This is a genomic window from Thioclava sp. JM3, assembly GCF_002213185.1.
Lineage (GTDB): Bacteria > Pseudomonadota > Alphaproteobacteria > Rhodobacterales > Rhodobacteraceae > Thioclava > Thioclava nitratireducens.
This window is the reverse complement of sequence record NZ_NBOB01000004.1, coordinates 45,260-59,867: the sequence shown is the minus strand read 5'-3', so window position 1 is coordinate 59,867 and position 14,608 is coordinate 45,260. Positions and strand designations below refer to the sequence as shown.

Genomic DNA, 14,608 nt, shown 5'->3' with positions numbered 1-14,608 from the left:
TTCCGTCAGTCCGGCGACGTGAATTCGGCGACGACCTCTCGGATCAGCTCGCGCAACCAGACATGGCCCTGATCCCGGCGCAGATGTGGGTGCCATGCGATCTGGCTGGGAAAGGTGCCGAGGTCGACCGGCACAGGCACGTTGCGCAAGCCGTAGGGGCCGGCGGTCATTGCGGCCACACGGGCAGGCACCGTGGCGATGCCGCCCAGCCGCGCGACGGCGGGTGCAGCGGTCAGGAAATGCGTGACCACGACGGCCGTGTTGCGGCGCAGACCAGTCGCTTCCGTGCGCTTGTGAACGCCAGTGCGCCAATTGCCGGGCGGCGAGACGACCACATGCGGCAGGCTCTCGTAGAGGTCACGATCCAGCATCGCGCTTTCCGGCAAGGCTTGCGGCGCGACGATACAGCGGAACCCGTCGTCGAACAGCTCCGAGACCACGAGATCCTCAGGCGGCGAGTCGAAGCGCCCGACCGCCAGATCGAAGGCCCGACCGGCGAGTTGTCGCGGGTCCAGATCGGGCCCGATCGGCGCGATCTCCAGCCGGGCCGACGGGGCCCGCTCCGCAAAGGCGGCAGCGAGCTCCGGCACCAGCACGATCTCGGCGTACGGCCCCAGCAACAGCCGGAAGCGGCGCGTGGTGCGCGCGGGATCGAAGGGCTCGGCGGCACGGAAGGCCTGTTCCAGCCGTTCCAGTCCGGCGGCGATGTCGGGCGCGATCTCGAGCGCCTTCTCGGTCGGCTCCACGCCGTAGCGGGCGCGCAGGAACAGCTCGTCACCCAGCGCCGCACGCAGACGTGACAGCGCAGCGCTCACCGTGCTCTGGGATTGGCCGAGCCGTTGGGCCGCGGCGGTGACATTGCGTTCTTCCATGACCGCATGGAACACGCGCAAAAGCGATATGTCGGGCGTCATATCTCCAGAATATCGATTTCTGACGTGGCGTGCATCAATTTCTCGATCAGTAAACGCAACCTATCTCTGCTGGGACGCGTTGACGGCCCGAGACGAACAGGACCGGAAATGCCCTGAAACGCACAACCAAGGAGGCCAAACCCATGGCACGCATTCTTATTCTTTCGACCGCAGCCGATGCCCTTGGCGACACCGGCAAGCCCACCGGTGTCTGGTACGAGGAACTGGCGACGCCCTATTACGCCTTCCTCGATGCCGGTCACGAGGTGAAAGTCGCCACGATCGGCGGCCGCTCGATCCCGATCGACCCGAATTCGGACGTGACCGGCGACGACGCGCCGGCCTCGGTGACGCGCTTCCGCGACGATGCAGAGGCGAAGGCGGTTCTGGAAAACCCTTCGCGCATCGAAGACGAGGACATCACCGCCTACGACGCGCTCTACATTCCCGGCGGCCACGGCGCGATGTACGACCTCGCCGAGAGTGATATCGCCGCGAAGGCGATCAGCACCGCCTGGGATGGCGGCAAGATCGTCGCCTCGGTCTGTCACGGCCCGGCGGCCTTCGACAAGGTGAAGGACAAGAATGGCGACTCCATCGTGAAAGGCCGCAAGGTCTCCGCCTTCACCGACAGCGAAGAGCGTGGCGTTGGTCTTGCCGATGTCGTGCCCTTCCTGCTGGAGACCCGCCTGCGCGAACTCGGCGCGAAGTTCGAGAGCGTCGACGACTGGCAGCCCCATGCGGTCGCCGACGGTCGTCTGGTGACGGGCCAGAACCCGGCGTCGTCCGAGGCGGCGGCGAAAGAAGTACTGGCCCTGCTGGGCTGATATCGAGAGGCGCTGCCCGGTCCGGGTGGCGCCTTCTTCGTTCCCACCAAATTCAGAGAGGCTGACATGTCGAAAATCATTCTCATCACCGGCGCCTCCACCGGGATCGGCGAGAGCTGCGCGCGCCATGCGGTCGAGGCGGGTCACAAGGTGGCGTTGGCCGCACGCTCCGCGGACAAGCTCGAAGCGCTGGTCAAGGATCTGGGCGAAGAAAACGCCCTCGCGCTGCCCACCGATGTCACCGACCCCGATGCGCAGGAGCGCATGGTCGCCCGCGCGGTGGAGCATTACGGTCGGCTCGACGTGGTTCTGGCCAATGCGGGCGTCGGCGCCTCGGCGCGCGGCACCGAGGCCGGATCGGTCGAGAGCTTCCAGAAGATGATCGAGGTGAACTGTCTCGCCGTGACCTACACCGCGAAATTCACCCTGCCGCATCTGCGCGCCTCCAAGGGGCATATGGTGCTGACCGGCTCGAAGGCGTCGCAGGGCGCGATGTTCGGCTCGGTCTATTCGGCGACCAAGTGGTTCATCCGCGGCTATGCCGACAATCTCGGCGAGGAGCTAGGTGAAGCCGGTGGCCGCGTCACCTGCCTGCATCCGGGCATGGTCGATACGCCGTTCTTCGACGAGGCGAAACCCGACGCGCTGCGCCCCGACGACATCGCGCGCGCCTTCCTCTTCGCGATCGATCAGCCGGATCACGTTCTGATCCCGCATCTGCCGGTTTATCCGAAGCCGAAGAAAGATTGATCGGGTCGGGGCGCGTCTGTTCGCGCCGCGTCTCAGACGGGCAGGGCGTCGACCGGGTGCTCGACAGGAGGCTCCGGCGCCTCCGGCTCGGGATCGGCGGTGCGGACGCCGAAATCCTCGAGCACGGCGAGGATCGCCGGTGTCACGAAGAGCGACAGCACCGTCGCCGCGCTCAGACCGAAGGCGAGGCTCGCCACGATCGGGCGCAGGAATTGTGCCTGCGTCGAGCTCTCCAGCAAAAGCGGGCCGAGCCCGACCACCGTCGTCAGCGAGGTCAGGAAGATCGCGCGAAAGCGATCGCGCACGGCCTCCTTTCCAGCCTCGAGCATCGGGGTTCCGGTCGCGCGTCTCTCGCCGATGAAGGCGTCGAGCAGGATCGCGTCGTTCACCACGACGCCCGCCAGCGTCGCAAGCCCCACGAGGCTCGGCAGCGAGAGAGGCAGGCCAAGCAGCACATGCCCCCACATCACGCCGATCAGGCTGAGCGGGATCGTCGCGATCACCGCGACGGGTCGGATGAAGCTGCCCATGTAGAAGGCCAGCAGCAGGTAGACCCCGACCGCGCCCGCCGTCATGAAACGCGCAAGCGACGCGCCGGTGGTCGCGGTGTCCTGTTCCTCGCCCAAAACCAGCACCTTCACGTCGGGACGCTTCTGCGCCAGTTCGGGCAGGTAATCGGCCCGCATTGCCGCCATCAACTCGCGCGAATTGGCCCGCGTCGGGTCGATCGTGCCCTGCACCGAGACGGCGCGCTGCCCGTTCACATGGGTGATCGTGGTGTAACCGCGCGTCTCGCTGACCGTCGCTACCGCCGAGAGCGGCACCAGCGCGCCGTTCTTGCCGGGCACTCGCAGCGCCAGAACGTCGCCAATAGCGCGCCGCTCGGAGCGCGCGAGCCGGGCCACGATATCGACCTGACCGCGCGCATCGGCGAAGCTGACCGCGCTGTCGCCACGGAAGGCCGCGCGCAACTCACCGGCCAGCGCGGCAGGCGTCACGCCCAGCAGGTTTGCGACGCCCGGCTTCATCCGCACCAACAGCTCGGGCTTGCCCGGCTGCAGATCGAAGGTCACGTCGCGTACCCCGTCGAAGCCGCGGAAGAAGCGGCGCAACTCGCGCGCGGTGGTCGCCAGTTCGCCAAGATCCGGGCCGGTGACGAGCAGATCGATCGGTTTGCCGCCCGCGCCGCGCTCCTTGTCGGTGATCCGGAAAGCGGCCATGTCGGGCATCTTGCCAACCAGTTGCTTCCAGCGATCGAGCACATTCCCGACATCGGTGGTGCGCGTCCCTGCGGGCAGCAGCGAAGCGCTCACCGTCGCCATGTTCGGCCCCGTGGTCGGGCTGTCGGCATTGCTGCCATAGGTGATCGTGTAGCTTCGGACGAGCGGCTGGCCGTCCGGTTGAGCGGGGCTCAGTTCGGCATCCATCTCCTTGAGCGCCTTGACGACCTTGCTCACCCGCGCCTCGGTCAGCGACAGCGGTGCGCCCGCAGGCAGCAGAAGCCGCGCCTCGACCGTGTCGCTCTCCAGCGTCGGGAAGCTCTGGTATTTCAGGAAGCCCCCGGTGAAGGGCGCGATCGAAAGCGACACGAGGAAGATCGCGAGCCCTATGGTCAGGTAGCGCCAGCGTAGCGCCACCCCGGCAAGCGGCACGATGACCCGGTCGCGCAGCCGATCAAACGCGCCGTTCACCGCGCGCTGCACGGGGCCGGGGCGCATGTCGTGGCGCAGCGAGTGGCGCATATGGGCGGGCAGGATCAGGAAGGCTTCGATCAGGCTGACCGTCAGCGTGATAAGCAGCACGATCGGGATGTATTTCAGCAGCGCGCCGATATTGCCGGTCAGGAAGCTGAGCGGCCCGATCACCATTGCCGTGGTCAGGAAGGAGGCCAGAACGCCGGGAAAGACCTGCATCGTGCCTTTGACGGCAGCGACTTGCGCAGGTTCGCCCTGTTGCCGACGGCGTACGATGTTTTCGGAGATCACGATCGCATCGTCCATCAACAGGCCCGTCGCGACCAAGAGCGCCACCATCGTCATCATGTTGATCGTGTAGCCGAGGAATTGCATCGCGAAGATCGCGCCGAGGAAGCTTATCGGCAGACCCATCGCGACCCAGAAGGACATGCGCAGCCCGAAGAACAGCCACATCGCGACGAGCACGAGGATCAGGCCCTGCAGCCCGTTGACCCCGATGATGCGCAGGCGCTCGACGATGTTGCGCGTGGAATCCGCGGAGATCGCGAGCTGGATATTGCCCGGTGCCTCGGCCTGCGCCTGCGCCATCTCGCGATCGAGCGCGGCCCGCACCCGCAGCGCATCCTGCGAGGCGGTCTTCTGGACCGAGACGATGGCGGCACGCTTGCCGTCGAAATAGGTGGCCTGCGAGGGATCGGCGAAGCCTTCGCGGATCGTGGCGACGTCGCCCAGCCGCACTTCGCCGCCCGCAGCACTCCCCGCAATCGGGATCTGCGCCAGCTCGGCAGGCGTGCGCCTCTCGCCGAGGAATCGGATCGCGACTTCGCCCGATCGCCCCTCGAGCGAGCCCGCGGGCATGTCGAGGCTGTAGCGCGCCAGCGTCGCACCCACGGCGCCCATGTCGAGCCCGAAGCGCTCCAGCGCGGAACGGTCGAACTCGATCGCGATTTCGCGGTCGGAGAAGCCGTTCACCGAGACCAGCGAGATCGCGGGATCGGCGCGCAGTTGATCGGCGAAGCTCTGGGCATAGGCGTAGAGGACCGCCGGATCGTCCGGCCCGGTCACCGCCACCGACGAGACCGAGGCAGTGCGCTCGACGATCTGCACCACCGGATCGTCAGCCTTGTCGGGGAACGAATTGATCCCGTCCACCGCGTCCTTGATGTCGTTGTAGAAGCGCGTCATATCCGCGCCCTCGATCATCTCTGCGGTGATCTGGGCGCTGTTGTCGCGCGCGAGGCAAGTCAGCTTCGCAAGGTTCTCGACCCGCGTGAGGATCGGATCGGTCACGGTGCAGATGCCGGTCTCGACCTCCGAAGGCGCGGCGCCCGGGTAGGTAATACGGACCGAGACATCCGAGGGCGGGGTCGCCGGGAAAGTGTCGCGCTGCAGGCTCGGCAGCGCCATCAGCCCGAGGCCCGCAATCGCGATCATCGCGATATTGGCCGCCGTGCGATGGCCGGCAAAAAGCGCGATCATTGCGCGGCCCCCGCGGGCTTGGCGGCGTCGCCCTCGGGCGCGGCTCCTTTGCCGCCGCCGCCGCCGCCACCGCCACCGCCACCGCTGCCCGGTTGCGGGCTCGAAGGTGTCTGACCGAGCGCTTCGGCGGCGATCTCCGCCTTGCGAGCCTCGTCCTCGGTCGCTTTCACCGCCATGCCCGGTACCGCGATCGACGGGTCGGTGATCACCAGTTGATCGCCCGCCTTGAGGCCCTGTACGATCACCGCCAGATCGCCCGAGACGAAGCTGGTCTTAACTGCGCGCTTCGCCAGCGTCCCATCCTCGGAGACGACCATTGCACTCCCACCCGCCACCGCTTCGGCGGGCACGACGAGCAGGCTCTGCTTGGGCGCGGCGAGTTCCACCGCGACGACCATGTTGCGCCGGAGGGGCGGGCGCTCGCCCGCCTGCGCCTGACCCAACGGATCGTCGACCCGCACCACGACGGGCGCGCTTTGCGTGGTCTCGTCGATCGCGTCGCCCATCCGCTCGACCCGGGCCTTCCAGACAATGGGATGCTCGGGTTCGGGCAAGGTGACGCGCGCCTTCAGATCCGTGACCTTCGTGCCGTCGCCCGCGAGCCGGAGCAGGGGCCCCATCCGCCCGATCGGGAATTGCGCCGAGATGTCGACGGCCTCGATGCCTTCGCCGCTCAGCAGGACCTGACCGCGATTGACGTATTGCCCGAGATCCGCGTCGAGCGAATTGACCCGCAGGTCGAAAGGCGCCGTGATCGTCGACAGCCCGATCGCACGGTCGATCGTCGCCGCCTGCGTATCCAGCACTTCGCGCTCTGCCTCGTTCAGCTTCAGCTGGCTTTCGAGATCGGCGACCTTGGTCTGCGCGGTCAGCAGTTGGCGGCGCACCCCGTCGAGTTGGGTTTGAGTGATCCGGCCCAGATCGTGGAGAGATTTCTGCCGATCGAACTCATCCTGTGCCAGCGCGAGGTCGGATTGCGCCAGTTCCAGGCTCGTGCGCACCGTGTCGTCCTTGACCTTGGAGGCGGCGACCTGCGCCTCGAGACTGGCGCGCTGCAGTTTCAGATCGCTGTCGTCGATGGTGAAAAGCGGCGTTCCTTTCGCGACGATGTCACCGGGCGCGAGCGGCTCTGCGATGTCGCGGATCTCGCCCTCGATCCGGGCGATGGCGCGCCACTCGCGCACCGGGGCGACCATGCCGTAGCCGCTGACGCGCGGGATCATCTCGGTGGGCGCGAGCGTGATCACCCGCACCAGCGCCGCCGGGCGGTTCGCCTCGCTCGGACTGGGCAGCGATTTCAGATCGCCCGCAAAGACGATCGCCGCCACACCGAGCGCGGTCGGCACCGCCACCATCGCGAGCCTTGCCAGACCCGTGCCAATTCCCGCCATGATGTCCCTCATCACTCATGTCATTTCACTATCTACCCGGAACTTCGCGCATCGACCTAGCGTAAATGTGACGCACCCCCGGAGGGAGGGGGACGCGCGCGGCGCGAGCCTCTCAATACCAAAGACAATCGGAGCAAGGCTTGGCGGGCGCGGGCCGGGCCCTACACTCAACCTAGATCACATCTCGAGACGACCACAGCCACCTGTTCAGGGAGCCAGACACGCCATGAAATATCCTCTTATCCTGGCCGCCGCGGTCTTCGGGGGCGCACTCGCCTCCACCGCGCAGGCCGATATCACCGTCTCCTCCAAGATCGACACCGAGGGCGGTCTCTTGGGCAATATCATCGCGCTATCGCTGGAAAATGCCGGGATGCCGGTGGAGCGGCGGCTGCAATTGGGCGGCACGCAGGTCGTTCGCAAGGCGATCCTCGCGGGCCAGATCGACATCTATCCCGAATATACCGGCAACGCGGCCTATTTCTTCAACGAGGCCGATAGCGATATCTGGAAGGATGCGGCAAAGGCCCATGATCGCGCGGCCGAACTGGACAAACAGAACGATATCACCTGGCTCGATTCCGCGCCGGCCAACAACACCTGGGCGATTGCGGTGACGGGCGATCTGGCCAAAAAGAACGACCTCACCACCATGTCCGATTTCGGCAAGTGGGTGTCGAATGGCGGTGACGTGAAGCTCGCGGCCTCGACCGAATTCGTTTCGTCCCCCGCCGTGCTGCCCGCGATGGAGAAGGCTTACGGATTCAAGTTGAGCCCCGATCAGACCGTCGTTCTCTCGGGTGGCGATACGGCGGCGACCATTCAGGCGGCGGCGCGCGGCACTTCGGGCGTGAACGCGGCGATGGCCTATGGCACCGATGGCGGCGTGGGCGCGGCGGGGCTCGTCGTGATGGAAGACGACAAGGGCGTGCAGCCGGTCTACGAGCCCACCCCGATCGTGCGCGACGCGGTGCTGAAGGAATATCCGAAGATCCCCGAAGTGCTGAACCCGATCTTCGACAAGCTCGACATGCAGACGCTTCAGAAACTTAACGGCCGTATCCAGGTCGGCGGTGAACCTGCCGAGGCGGTCGCGAAGGATTACCTGACGCAGATTGGGGTGTTGAACTGAGCGCCGCAGCGATGCGTGTGCGGGGCGTGACCGCTGGCCTCTCGCCGCCCGGGGTGCTCTTCGCGCTCTTGGGGCTGGCTGCGATCTTCACGCCTTTCCTGACGCTCGCCGCGAACCGGATCGTGGCGGGCGAGGGGCGCGCCCTGTGGAGCGTCGCCGCGCCGCAGGTCACGGGGCCCGGGATAGCGCTGATGCTGCTGGGGCTCGCCTTGGGCCTGCCCGCCGCGCGGCCTTACTTGCGCATCGCGGGCGCGGCGCTTGGCCTCGCGGGACTGGTCTGGCTGCTGATCGCGGGCGCGTCGTTTCTGCTGACCGAGGCGGGCGAGTATGCGCGTGTCTCGCCGGCGGCGGGGTTCTGGTTCCTGCTGGTGGTCTTCGCGCTGATGATGGCCGACGCGCTTTCCGCGCTGTCGCCGGGGCCTGCAGCGCGGGCGGGAATTTTAGGGCTGGTGATCGCGCTCGTCGCGGCGCTGCTGTGGTCGGGGGCGCTGAGCGATCTGTCTATCGCGCAGGAATTCGCGAGCCGCAAGGATGCCTTCTACACCGCGAGCCTGCGCCATCTGGGCCTTGCGTTTGGCTCGCTGCTGGCCGCGGCGGTGATCGGCCTGCCGCTGGGCGTGATGTGCCACCGCAATGCGGCGCTGCGCGGTGCATTGCTTCCGGTGCTGAGCTTCCTGCAGACGATCCCCTCGCTCGCGATGTTCGGGATCATGATCCCGGTGCTGAGCTGGCTGAGCGGGATCATCCCCGGCGCCCGCGCGATCGGTATTGCGGGGATCGGCTTCGCGCCTGCCTTCCTTGCACTCACCCTCTATTCGCTGCTGCCGGTCGTCGCCAACGTGCTGGCGGGTCTGCGCAGCGCACCTGCCTCCGCACTAGAGGCCGCGCGTGGGATGGGCATGACATGGCGCCAGCGTCTGGCGCGGGTGGAACTGCCGCTGGGCTTGCCGGTAGTGCTGGCCGGGCTGCGCATCGTGCTGGTGCAGAATATCGGGCTGGCAGTGATCGCCGGGCTGATCGGCGGCGGCGGCTATGGCACATTCGTCTTTCAAGGCCTCAACCAGACGGCGGGCGACCTGATCTTGCTGGGCGCGCTGCCCACTGTCGCCCTGGCGCTGGTTTCGGCCATCGCAATGGACATCCTCGTCGAACTGACGACCCCCCGAACGGAGCGTGAAGAATGATCGAAATCGACGAGATCACGAAGCTCTATGACGACACGACGGCGGTGGACCACGTTTCGATGACGGTCGAGACCGGAACGATCACTGTGATCGTGGGCACCTCCGGTTCCGGCAAGACGACGCTTCTGCGGATGATCAACCGGCTGATCGAGCCGAGTTCCGGCGAGGTGCGGATCAATGGCGAGTCCACCGCCGCGCTGCCCAAACACGAGCTGCGCCGCCGGATCGGCTATGTCATTCAGGGCGACGGGCTGTTCCCGCATTATACGATCGCGGGCAATATCGGCGCGGTGCCCAAACTGCTCGGCTGGTCCAAGGACAAGACCAGCGCCCGGGTCGACGAGTTGCTGGACCTGTTCTCGATGGAGCCCGCGCAGTTTCGCGACCGTTATCCGGCGGAGCTGTCGGGTGGTCAGCAGCAACGTGTGGGCGTCGCCCGCGCCTTGGCCTCACGGCCCGATCTGCTGCTGATGGACGAGCCTTTCGGCGCGCTCGACCCGATCATTCGCGCCCGGGCGCAAGCCGATCTGCGGCGCATCCAGCGGCAGCTGGGGTCGACCATCGTGCTGGTGACGCATGACATGGAAGAGGCGATCCATCTGGGCGACCGGGTGGCGGTCATGGATGGCGGCAAGCTTCTGCAACATGGCACGCCCGCCGAGATCATCGCCGAGCCCGCCACCGATTTCGTCGCGCAGATGGTGGGCGGGGTCGATCGTCCGCTCCGGCTTTTGTCGTTGATCCCGGTCTCGGACGTGATGGAAGACGGGACGGCCGAGGGCGAGCCGATCGCGCCCGACACCAGCCTGCGCGATGCGCTGTCGCTGTGTCTTTGGCGCGGCTGCGAGGCGCTGCCGGTCACGGATGGCGAGCGTCCGCTTGGCCAGGTCACTCTGGCGACGATCCGCGCCCGCGCGGCGGAGCTGGCATGAGCCGCAGCGGCGCGATCCGGGCCACCTGCGTGGCGCTGCTGCTGGCGCTGGTGCTGCGCCCGCATTGGTTCGCCCCGGTCTTTGCGCCCTTCGCCCCGGCGGGCGGGCCGGTGATCTACGAGCGCGCCTCGATCCTGTCGCTCTCGCTCAGCCATCTGGGGCTGGTGGCGCTGGCCTCCGGGCTGGCGACGCTGGTCGCGGTGGGCCTTGCCATCCTCGTGACGCGACCTGCGGGCGCGGCTTTTCTGCCGCTGTCGCGCACGATCACCAATATCGGCCAGACCTTCCCGCCGGTTGCGGTGCTGGCGCTGGCGGTGCCCGCGCTCGGCTTCGGGGCCGGGCCGACGCTGGTGGCGCTGTTCCTCTACGGCTTGCTGCCGATCTTCGAGACGGCCATTGCCGGGCTCTCGACTCTGCCGCCCGCGACGATGGAGGCCGCCCGCGGCATCGGCCTGACCCGCTGGCAGCGCCTGATCCGGGTGGAATTGCCGCTGGCCCTACCGGTGATTCTGACGGGCATTCGGCTGTCGGTGGTGATCGCCATCGGCACGGCGACGGTCGGCTCCACCGTGGCCGCGCGGACCTTGGGCGAGGTGATCATCGCCGGGCTTTTGACCAGCAACACGGCCTTCGTCCTTCAGGGCGGCGTGATCGTGGGGTTGTTCGCGGTGCTCGTCCATGACGCCCTGAGCCTGCTGGAGACCGCCCTCACACGCCGTCTGGGGCGTCCCTCCGCCGGGGCGGAAGCGTAGCGCGCGGCCCGGTGAAGGACGATAGCGTTTCGCCGAGACCGCGCGCCGTGGAACAGGCTTTCTTTCGCGTAGGACACTGATGGAATTCGTTCCGCTTCCGCTCGACGAGATGGGATAAAAGACTAATTTTATCAGATGCTTGTCTGGCGCATCGACTCCGGTATGCGGCGTTACTAGGTAAGGCGCCTGTCATTCCGACGCGCCCCACGGCGGCGTCTTCGACCTATCGGAGGTATCTCGCATGAAACCCGTTCGCACCCTCATCGCCATCGCAGCCCTCGCCGGGATCGTGGCGCCCGCGGCCCAGGCCGCGAGCCTCGCTGACATCCAGAAAGACGGCGTCTTCCGCGTCGGCACCGAAGGCACCTATCCGCCCTTCACCTACCATGACGAATCCGGAAAGCTGACCGGCTTCGACGTCGCCATCGCGCGCGCCATCGGCGAAAAGCTGGGCGTGAAGGTGAAGTTCCTCGAAGGCCGCTGGGACGGCCTGATCGCTGGGCTCGATGCCGACCGCTACGACGCGGTGATCAACGAGGTGGGCATCACCGATGCGCGCAAGAAGAAATACGATTTCTCGCAGCCCTATATCGCGTCGAAAGCGGCGCTGATCGTGCGCAAGGACGAGACCGACATCACCGGCTTCGACGATCTGAAAGGCAAGACCGCCGCCCAGACGCTCTCGAGCAATTTCGGCAAGATCGCCTCGGATCACGGTGCCGAACTGATCGGGACGAACGGGTTCGATCAGTCGATCGCGCTTGTCATCCAGAACCGCGCCGATGCGACGGTGAATGACAGCCTGTCCTTCCTCGACTTCAAGAAGAACAAGCCGGACGCCCCCGTGAAGCTGGCCGCGACCATGCCCGATGCGAACTATTCCGGCGTGATCATCGCGAAGGACCAGCCCGACCTGCTGGCTGCGATCAACAAGGCGCTCGACGAGATGAAGGCCGACGGGACCTACCAGAAAATTTCCGAAGAGTATTTCGGGGAAGACGTCTCGAAGTAAGCCGCATGTCGAGCCGCGCGCGCCTTCGGGGTTCGGCCCGGAGGCGCGTGAGGCTTGCAGAAAGGATTCGCTATGGCTGACTGGTTGCCCCTGATGTGGTCATCGCTCGTGCCGCTTTTGCAGGCGACGGTGACCTTCACGATCCCGCTGACGCTCATCACCTTCACGCTGGGCCTTGCGCTCGGGCTGCTCTGCGCGGTGATCCGGCTGTTCGGGCCGCGTCCGCTGGTGTGGATCGTGCGGTTCTATGTCTGGGTGATCCGGGGCACGCCGCTTCTGGTGCAGCTTTTCCTGATCTTCTACGGGCTGCCGAGCCTCGGGATCACGCTCGACGCCTTCGTGGCGGGGCTGATCGGCTTCACGCTGAATGTCGGCGCCTACACGTCGGAAATCCTGCGCGCGGCGCTGTCCTCGGTGTCCAAGGGGCAGTGGGAAGCGTCCTATTCCATCGGCATGAACTGGCGGCAGACGATGACCCGCACCATCGTGCCGCAGGCCTCGCGCGTCGCGGTGCCGCCCTTGTCGAACAGCTTCATCTCGCTGGTGAAGGATACGTCGCTCGCCGCAGCGATCACCGTGCCCGAACTGTTTCAGGCGGCGCAGCGGATCGTCGCGACCACCTATGAACCGCTCGTCCTCTATGTCGAGGCGGCGCTGATCTATCTCGCGCTCTGCTCGGTCCTGTCGGCGCTGCAGGGGCGGCTCGAGCGGCGCCTCGGCCAATATGGCGGCTTTCTGGAGGAACGCACATGATCGAGCTGTCGAATATCACCAAGCGGTTCGGCGAGAACGAGGTTCTGTCGGGGATCTCGCTGTCTCTGCCTGAGGGCTCCGTGACCGCGCTGATCGGCCCCTCCGGCGGCGGCAAGAGCACGCTTTTGCGTACCATCAACCTGCTGGAGGTGCCCACGAGCGGCACGCTCGCCATCGGCGACGCCACGGTGACGCTGACCGAGGGCGGGCGGCTCTCGCGCGGCCAGATCCAGTCGATCCGGCAACAGACCGGGATGGTGTTCCAGAACTTCCAGCTCTTCCCGCATCGCACCGCGATCGAGAACGTGATGGAGAGCCTCGTGACCGTGCAGAACTGGCCAGCTGCGAAAGCCCGCGAGCGGGCGATGTCGCTCTTGGAGAAGGTCGGAATGGCGCATAAGGCCGATGCCTGGCCCGCGACGCTTTCGGGCGGGCAGCAGCAGCGCATCGCGATTGCCCGCGCGCTCGCCCCGTCGCCGAAAGTGCTGCTCTGCGACGAGCCGACCTCGGCGCTCGATCCGGAACTGGCGGCGGAAGTCGTCGACGTTCTGGCACAGCTGGCCCGCGAGGGCACCACGATGGTGATGGCGACCCACGACCTGCGCCTTGCCTCGCAGATCGCCGAGCGGGTGGTCGTGCTGGAAAGCGGCGGGGTGGTCGAGACCGGCCCGGCGCGGCAGGTCTTCGATGCGCCCGAGCGCGAGCGCACCAAGCGGTTCATCGCCACGCTGAAATCGACCGGCGAGACCGCAGCCCCGGATACTGCCCCGCGCCCCGTCTGAGGCGCGGGCGGCGGCGGGTTCAGAACGCCCAGTCCTCGTCCTCGGTCGCGACCGCCTTGCCGATCACGTAGCTCGATCCCGAGCCCGAGAAGAAGTCGTGGTTTTCGTCCGATCCGGGCGAGAGCGCGGCGAGGATCGCGGGGTTCACGCGCGTCGCCTCTTCGGGGAAGAGCGCCTCGTAGCCGAGGTTCTGCAGCGCCTTGTTGGCGTTGTAATGCAGGAAGTGCTTGACATCCTCCGTCAGGCCCAGACCGTCATAGAGCTGCTCGGTATAGCGGCCCTCGATGTCATAGAGGTCGAACATCAGCGAGAAGGCAAAATCCTTGATCTCGGTGCGCTCGGTCTCGGTCGCCCGCTCCAACGCGCGCTGGAACTTGTAGCCGATGTAATAGCCGTGGATCGCCTCGTCGCGGATGATCAGGCGGATCAGGTCGGCCGTGTTGGTCAGGCGCGCCCGGCTCGACCAGTGCATCGGCAGGTAGAAGCCCGAATAGAACAGGAAGCTTTCCAGAAAGACGCTCGCCACCTTGCGCTTCAACGGGCTCGCCGTCGCGTCGTATTCGTCGAGGATCAGCCGCGACTTGGCCTGCAGATGCGGGTTTTCCTGCGACCAGCGGAACGCCTCGTCGACCTCGGCGGTGTTGCACAGTGTCGAGAAGACCGAGGAATAGCTGCGCGCATGCACGGCCTCCATGAAGGCGATGTTGGACAGCACCGCTTCCTCATGGGGCGTCGCCGCATCCGCCATCAGCGCAGGCGCGCCCACGGTGTTCTGGATCGTGTCCAGCAGCGTCAGCCCGGTGAAGACCCGGATCGTGAGCGTCTGCTCATCCTCGGTCAGTTGCGACCAGCTTTGAATGTCGTTCGACAGCGGCACCTTCTCGGGCAGCCAGAAATTCGACGTGAGCCGGTTCCAGACTTCGAGATCCTTGTCGTCGTGAAGGCGGTTCCAGTTGACGGCACGCGGAACGGGGCGGGATGTGTGCAGATCTTTCATGGCGGG

General features: G+C 66.4%; 13 protein-coding genes. 9 read left to right on the top strand and 4 right to left on the bottom strand.

Annotated elements, in window-relative coordinates:
* Positions 1 to 5: 5 nt before the first annotated feature.
* Positions 6 to 914 (bottom strand): LysR family transcriptional regulator, encoded by a 909-nt coding sequence (locus B6V73_RS08225; protein ID WP_088724994.1) that lies wholly within the window; start codon positions 912 to 914, stop codon positions 6 to 8.
* Between the two features lie 143 nt (positions 915 to 1,057).
* Between B6V73_RS08225 and B6V73_RS08220 the strand changes: the two genes are divergently transcribed.
* Both B6V73_RS08220 and B6V73_RS08215 read left to right on the top strand, forming a co-directional pair.
* Positions 1,058 to 1,741, top strand: a complete 684-nt coding sequence (locus tag B6V73_RS08220) for a type 1 glutamine amidotransferase domain-containing protein (RefSeq protein ID WP_088724993.1) — start codon at positions 1,058 to 1,060, stop codon at positions 1,739 to 1,741.
* A 66-nt stretch (positions 1,742 to 1,807) separates the two neighbouring features.
* Positions 1,808 to 2,491 carry an SDR family oxidoreductase gene (locus tag B6V73_RS08215; protein ID WP_088721678.1) on the top strand — a complete coding sequence of 228 codons (684 nt, stop codon included), beginning with the start codon at positions 1,808 to 1,810 and terminating at the stop codon, positions 2,489 to 2,491.
* 32 nt (positions 2,492 to 2,523) lie between these two features.
* Here the strand turns inward: B6V73_RS08215 and B6V73_RS08210 are convergent, their stop codons facing one another.
* The gene (locus B6V73_RS08210) at positions 2,524 to 5,667 is read right to left on the bottom strand and encodes an efflux RND transporter permease subunit (protein WP_088724992.1); all 3,144 of its coding nucleotides are present in this window, start codon (positions 5,665 to 5,667) and stop codon (positions 2,524 to 2,526) included.
* A complete protein-coding gene (locus B6V73_RS08205; protein WP_168174878.1) occupies positions 5,664 to 7,058 on the bottom strand; it encodes an efflux RND transporter periplasmic adaptor subunit in 1,395 nt (464 codons plus the stop codon). The genes B6V73_RS08210 and B6V73_RS08205 overlap by 4 nt, the downstream gene beginning before the upstream one ends.
* Before the next feature lie 226 nt (positions 7,059 to 7,284).
* Between B6V73_RS08205 and B6V73_RS08200 the strand changes: the two genes are divergently transcribed.
* The 7 genes from B6V73_RS08200 (at position 7,285) to B6V73_RS08170 (ending at position 13,605) form a co-directional block, all read left to right on the top strand.
* A complete protein-coding gene (locus tag B6V73_RS08200; RefSeq protein WP_088724990.1) occupies positions 7,285 to 8,190 on the top strand; it encodes an ABC transporter substrate-binding protein in 906 nt (301 codons plus the stop codon).
* Between the two features lie 11 nt (positions 8,191 to 8,201).
* Positions 8,202 to 9,374 (top strand): ABC transporter permease, encoded by a 1,173-nt coding sequence (locus B6V73_RS08195; protein WP_075774675.1) that lies wholly within the window; start codon positions 8,202 to 8,204, stop codon positions 9,372 to 9,374.
* On the top strand, positions 9,371 to 10,306 hold the full coding sequence (locus tag B6V73_RS08190) for an ABC transporter ATP-binding protein (protein ID WP_088724989.1): 936 nt from the start codon (positions 9,371 to 9,373) through the stop codon (positions 10,304 to 10,306). Before B6V73_RS08195 ends, B6V73_RS08190 begins: the two co-directional genes overlap by 4 nt.
* The gene (locus B6V73_RS08185) at positions 10,303 to 11,058 is read left to right on the top strand and encodes an ABC transporter permease (protein WP_088724988.1); all 756 of its coding nucleotides are present in this window, start codon (positions 10,303 to 10,305) and stop codon (positions 11,056 to 11,058) included. Before B6V73_RS08190 ends, B6V73_RS08185 begins: the two co-directional genes overlap by 4 nt.
* A 241-nt stretch (positions 11,059 to 11,299) precedes the next feature.
* Positions 11,300 to 12,070, top strand: a complete 771-nt coding sequence (locus tag B6V73_RS08180; RefSeq protein ID WP_075774678.1) for an amino acid ABC transporter substrate-binding protein — start codon at positions 11,300 to 11,302, stop codon at positions 12,068 to 12,070.
* Between the two features lie 72 nt (positions 12,071 to 12,142).
* Complete coding sequence (locus B6V73_RS08175; RefSeq protein WP_075774679.1) at positions 12,143 to 12,823, top strand: amino acid ABC transporter permease; 681 nt, start codon at positions 12,143 to 12,145, stop codon at positions 12,821 to 12,823.
* Positions 12,820 to 13,605, top strand: a complete 786-nt coding sequence (locus tag B6V73_RS08170) for an amino acid ABC transporter ATP-binding protein (RefSeq protein ID WP_075774680.1) — start codon at positions 12,820 to 12,822, stop codon at positions 13,603 to 13,605. Before B6V73_RS08175 ends, B6V73_RS08170 begins: the two co-directional genes overlap by 4 nt.
* Before the next feature lie 19 nt (positions 13,606 to 13,624).
* On the opposite strand, the gene nrdF is transcribed toward B6V73_RS08170, so the two are convergent.
* Positions 13,625 to 14,602 carry a class 1b ribonucleoside-diphosphate reductase subunit beta gene (nrdF, locus tag B6V73_RS08165; RefSeq protein WP_088724987.1) on the bottom strand — a complete coding sequence of 326 codons (978 nt, stop codon included), beginning with the start codon at positions 14,600 to 14,602 and terminating at the stop codon, positions 13,625 to 13,627.
* Positions 14,603 to 14,608 lie beyond the last annotated feature (6 nt).

Bases quoted from the DNA above. Each gene is read 5' to 3' on its own strand.
- B6V73_RS08195 (WP_075774675.1), top strand. From the start codon at position 8,202: ATGCGTGTGCGGGGCGTGACCGCTGGCCTCTCGCCGCCCGGGGTGCTC.
- B6V73_RS08215 (WP_088721678.1), top strand. From the start codon at position 1,808: ATGTCGAAAATCATTCTCATCACCGGCGCCTCCACCGGGATCGGCGAG.
- B6V73_RS08220 (WP_088724993.1), top strand. From the start codon at position 1,058: ATGGCACGCATTCTTATTCTTTCGACCGCAGCCGATGCCCTTGGCGAC.
- B6V73_RS08200 (WP_088724990.1), top strand. From the start codon at position 7,285: ATGAAATATCCTCTTATCCTGGCCGCCGCGGTCTTCGGGGGCGCACTC.
- B6V73_RS08205 (WP_168174878.1), bottom strand. From the start codon at position 7,058: ATGGCGGGAATTGGCACGGGTCTGGCAAGGCTCGCGATGGTGGCGGTG.
- B6V73_RS08170 (WP_075774680.1), top strand. From the start codon at position 12,820: ATGATCGAGCTGTCGAATATCACCAAGCGGTTCGGCGAGAACGAGGTT.
- B6V73_RS08180 (WP_075774678.1), top strand. From the start codon at position 11,300: ATGAAACCCGTTCGCACCCTCATCGCCATCGCAGCCCTCGCCGGGATC.
- B6V73_RS08185 (WP_088724988.1), top strand. From the start codon at position 10,303: ATGAGCCGCAGCGGCGCGATCCGGGCCACCTGCGTGGCGCTGCTGCTG.
- B6V73_RS08210 (WP_088724992.1), bottom strand. From the start codon at position 5,667: ATGATCGCGCTTTTTGCCGGCCATCGCACGGCGGCCAATATCGCGATG.
- B6V73_RS08175 (WP_075774679.1), top strand. From the start codon at position 12,143: ATGGCTGACTGGTTGCCCCTGATGTGGTCATCGCTCGTGCCGCTTTTG.
- nrdF (WP_088724987.1), bottom strand. From the start codon at position 14,602: ATGAAAGATCTGCACACATCCCGCCCCGTTCCGCGTGCCGTCAACTGG.
- B6V73_RS08225 (WP_088724994.1), bottom strand. From the start codon at position 914: ATGACGCCCGACATATCGCTTTTGCGCGTGTTCCATGCGGTCATGGAA.
- B6V73_RS08190 (WP_088724989.1), top strand. From the start codon at position 9,371: ATGATCGAAATCGACGAGATCACGAAGCTCTATGACGACACGACGGCG.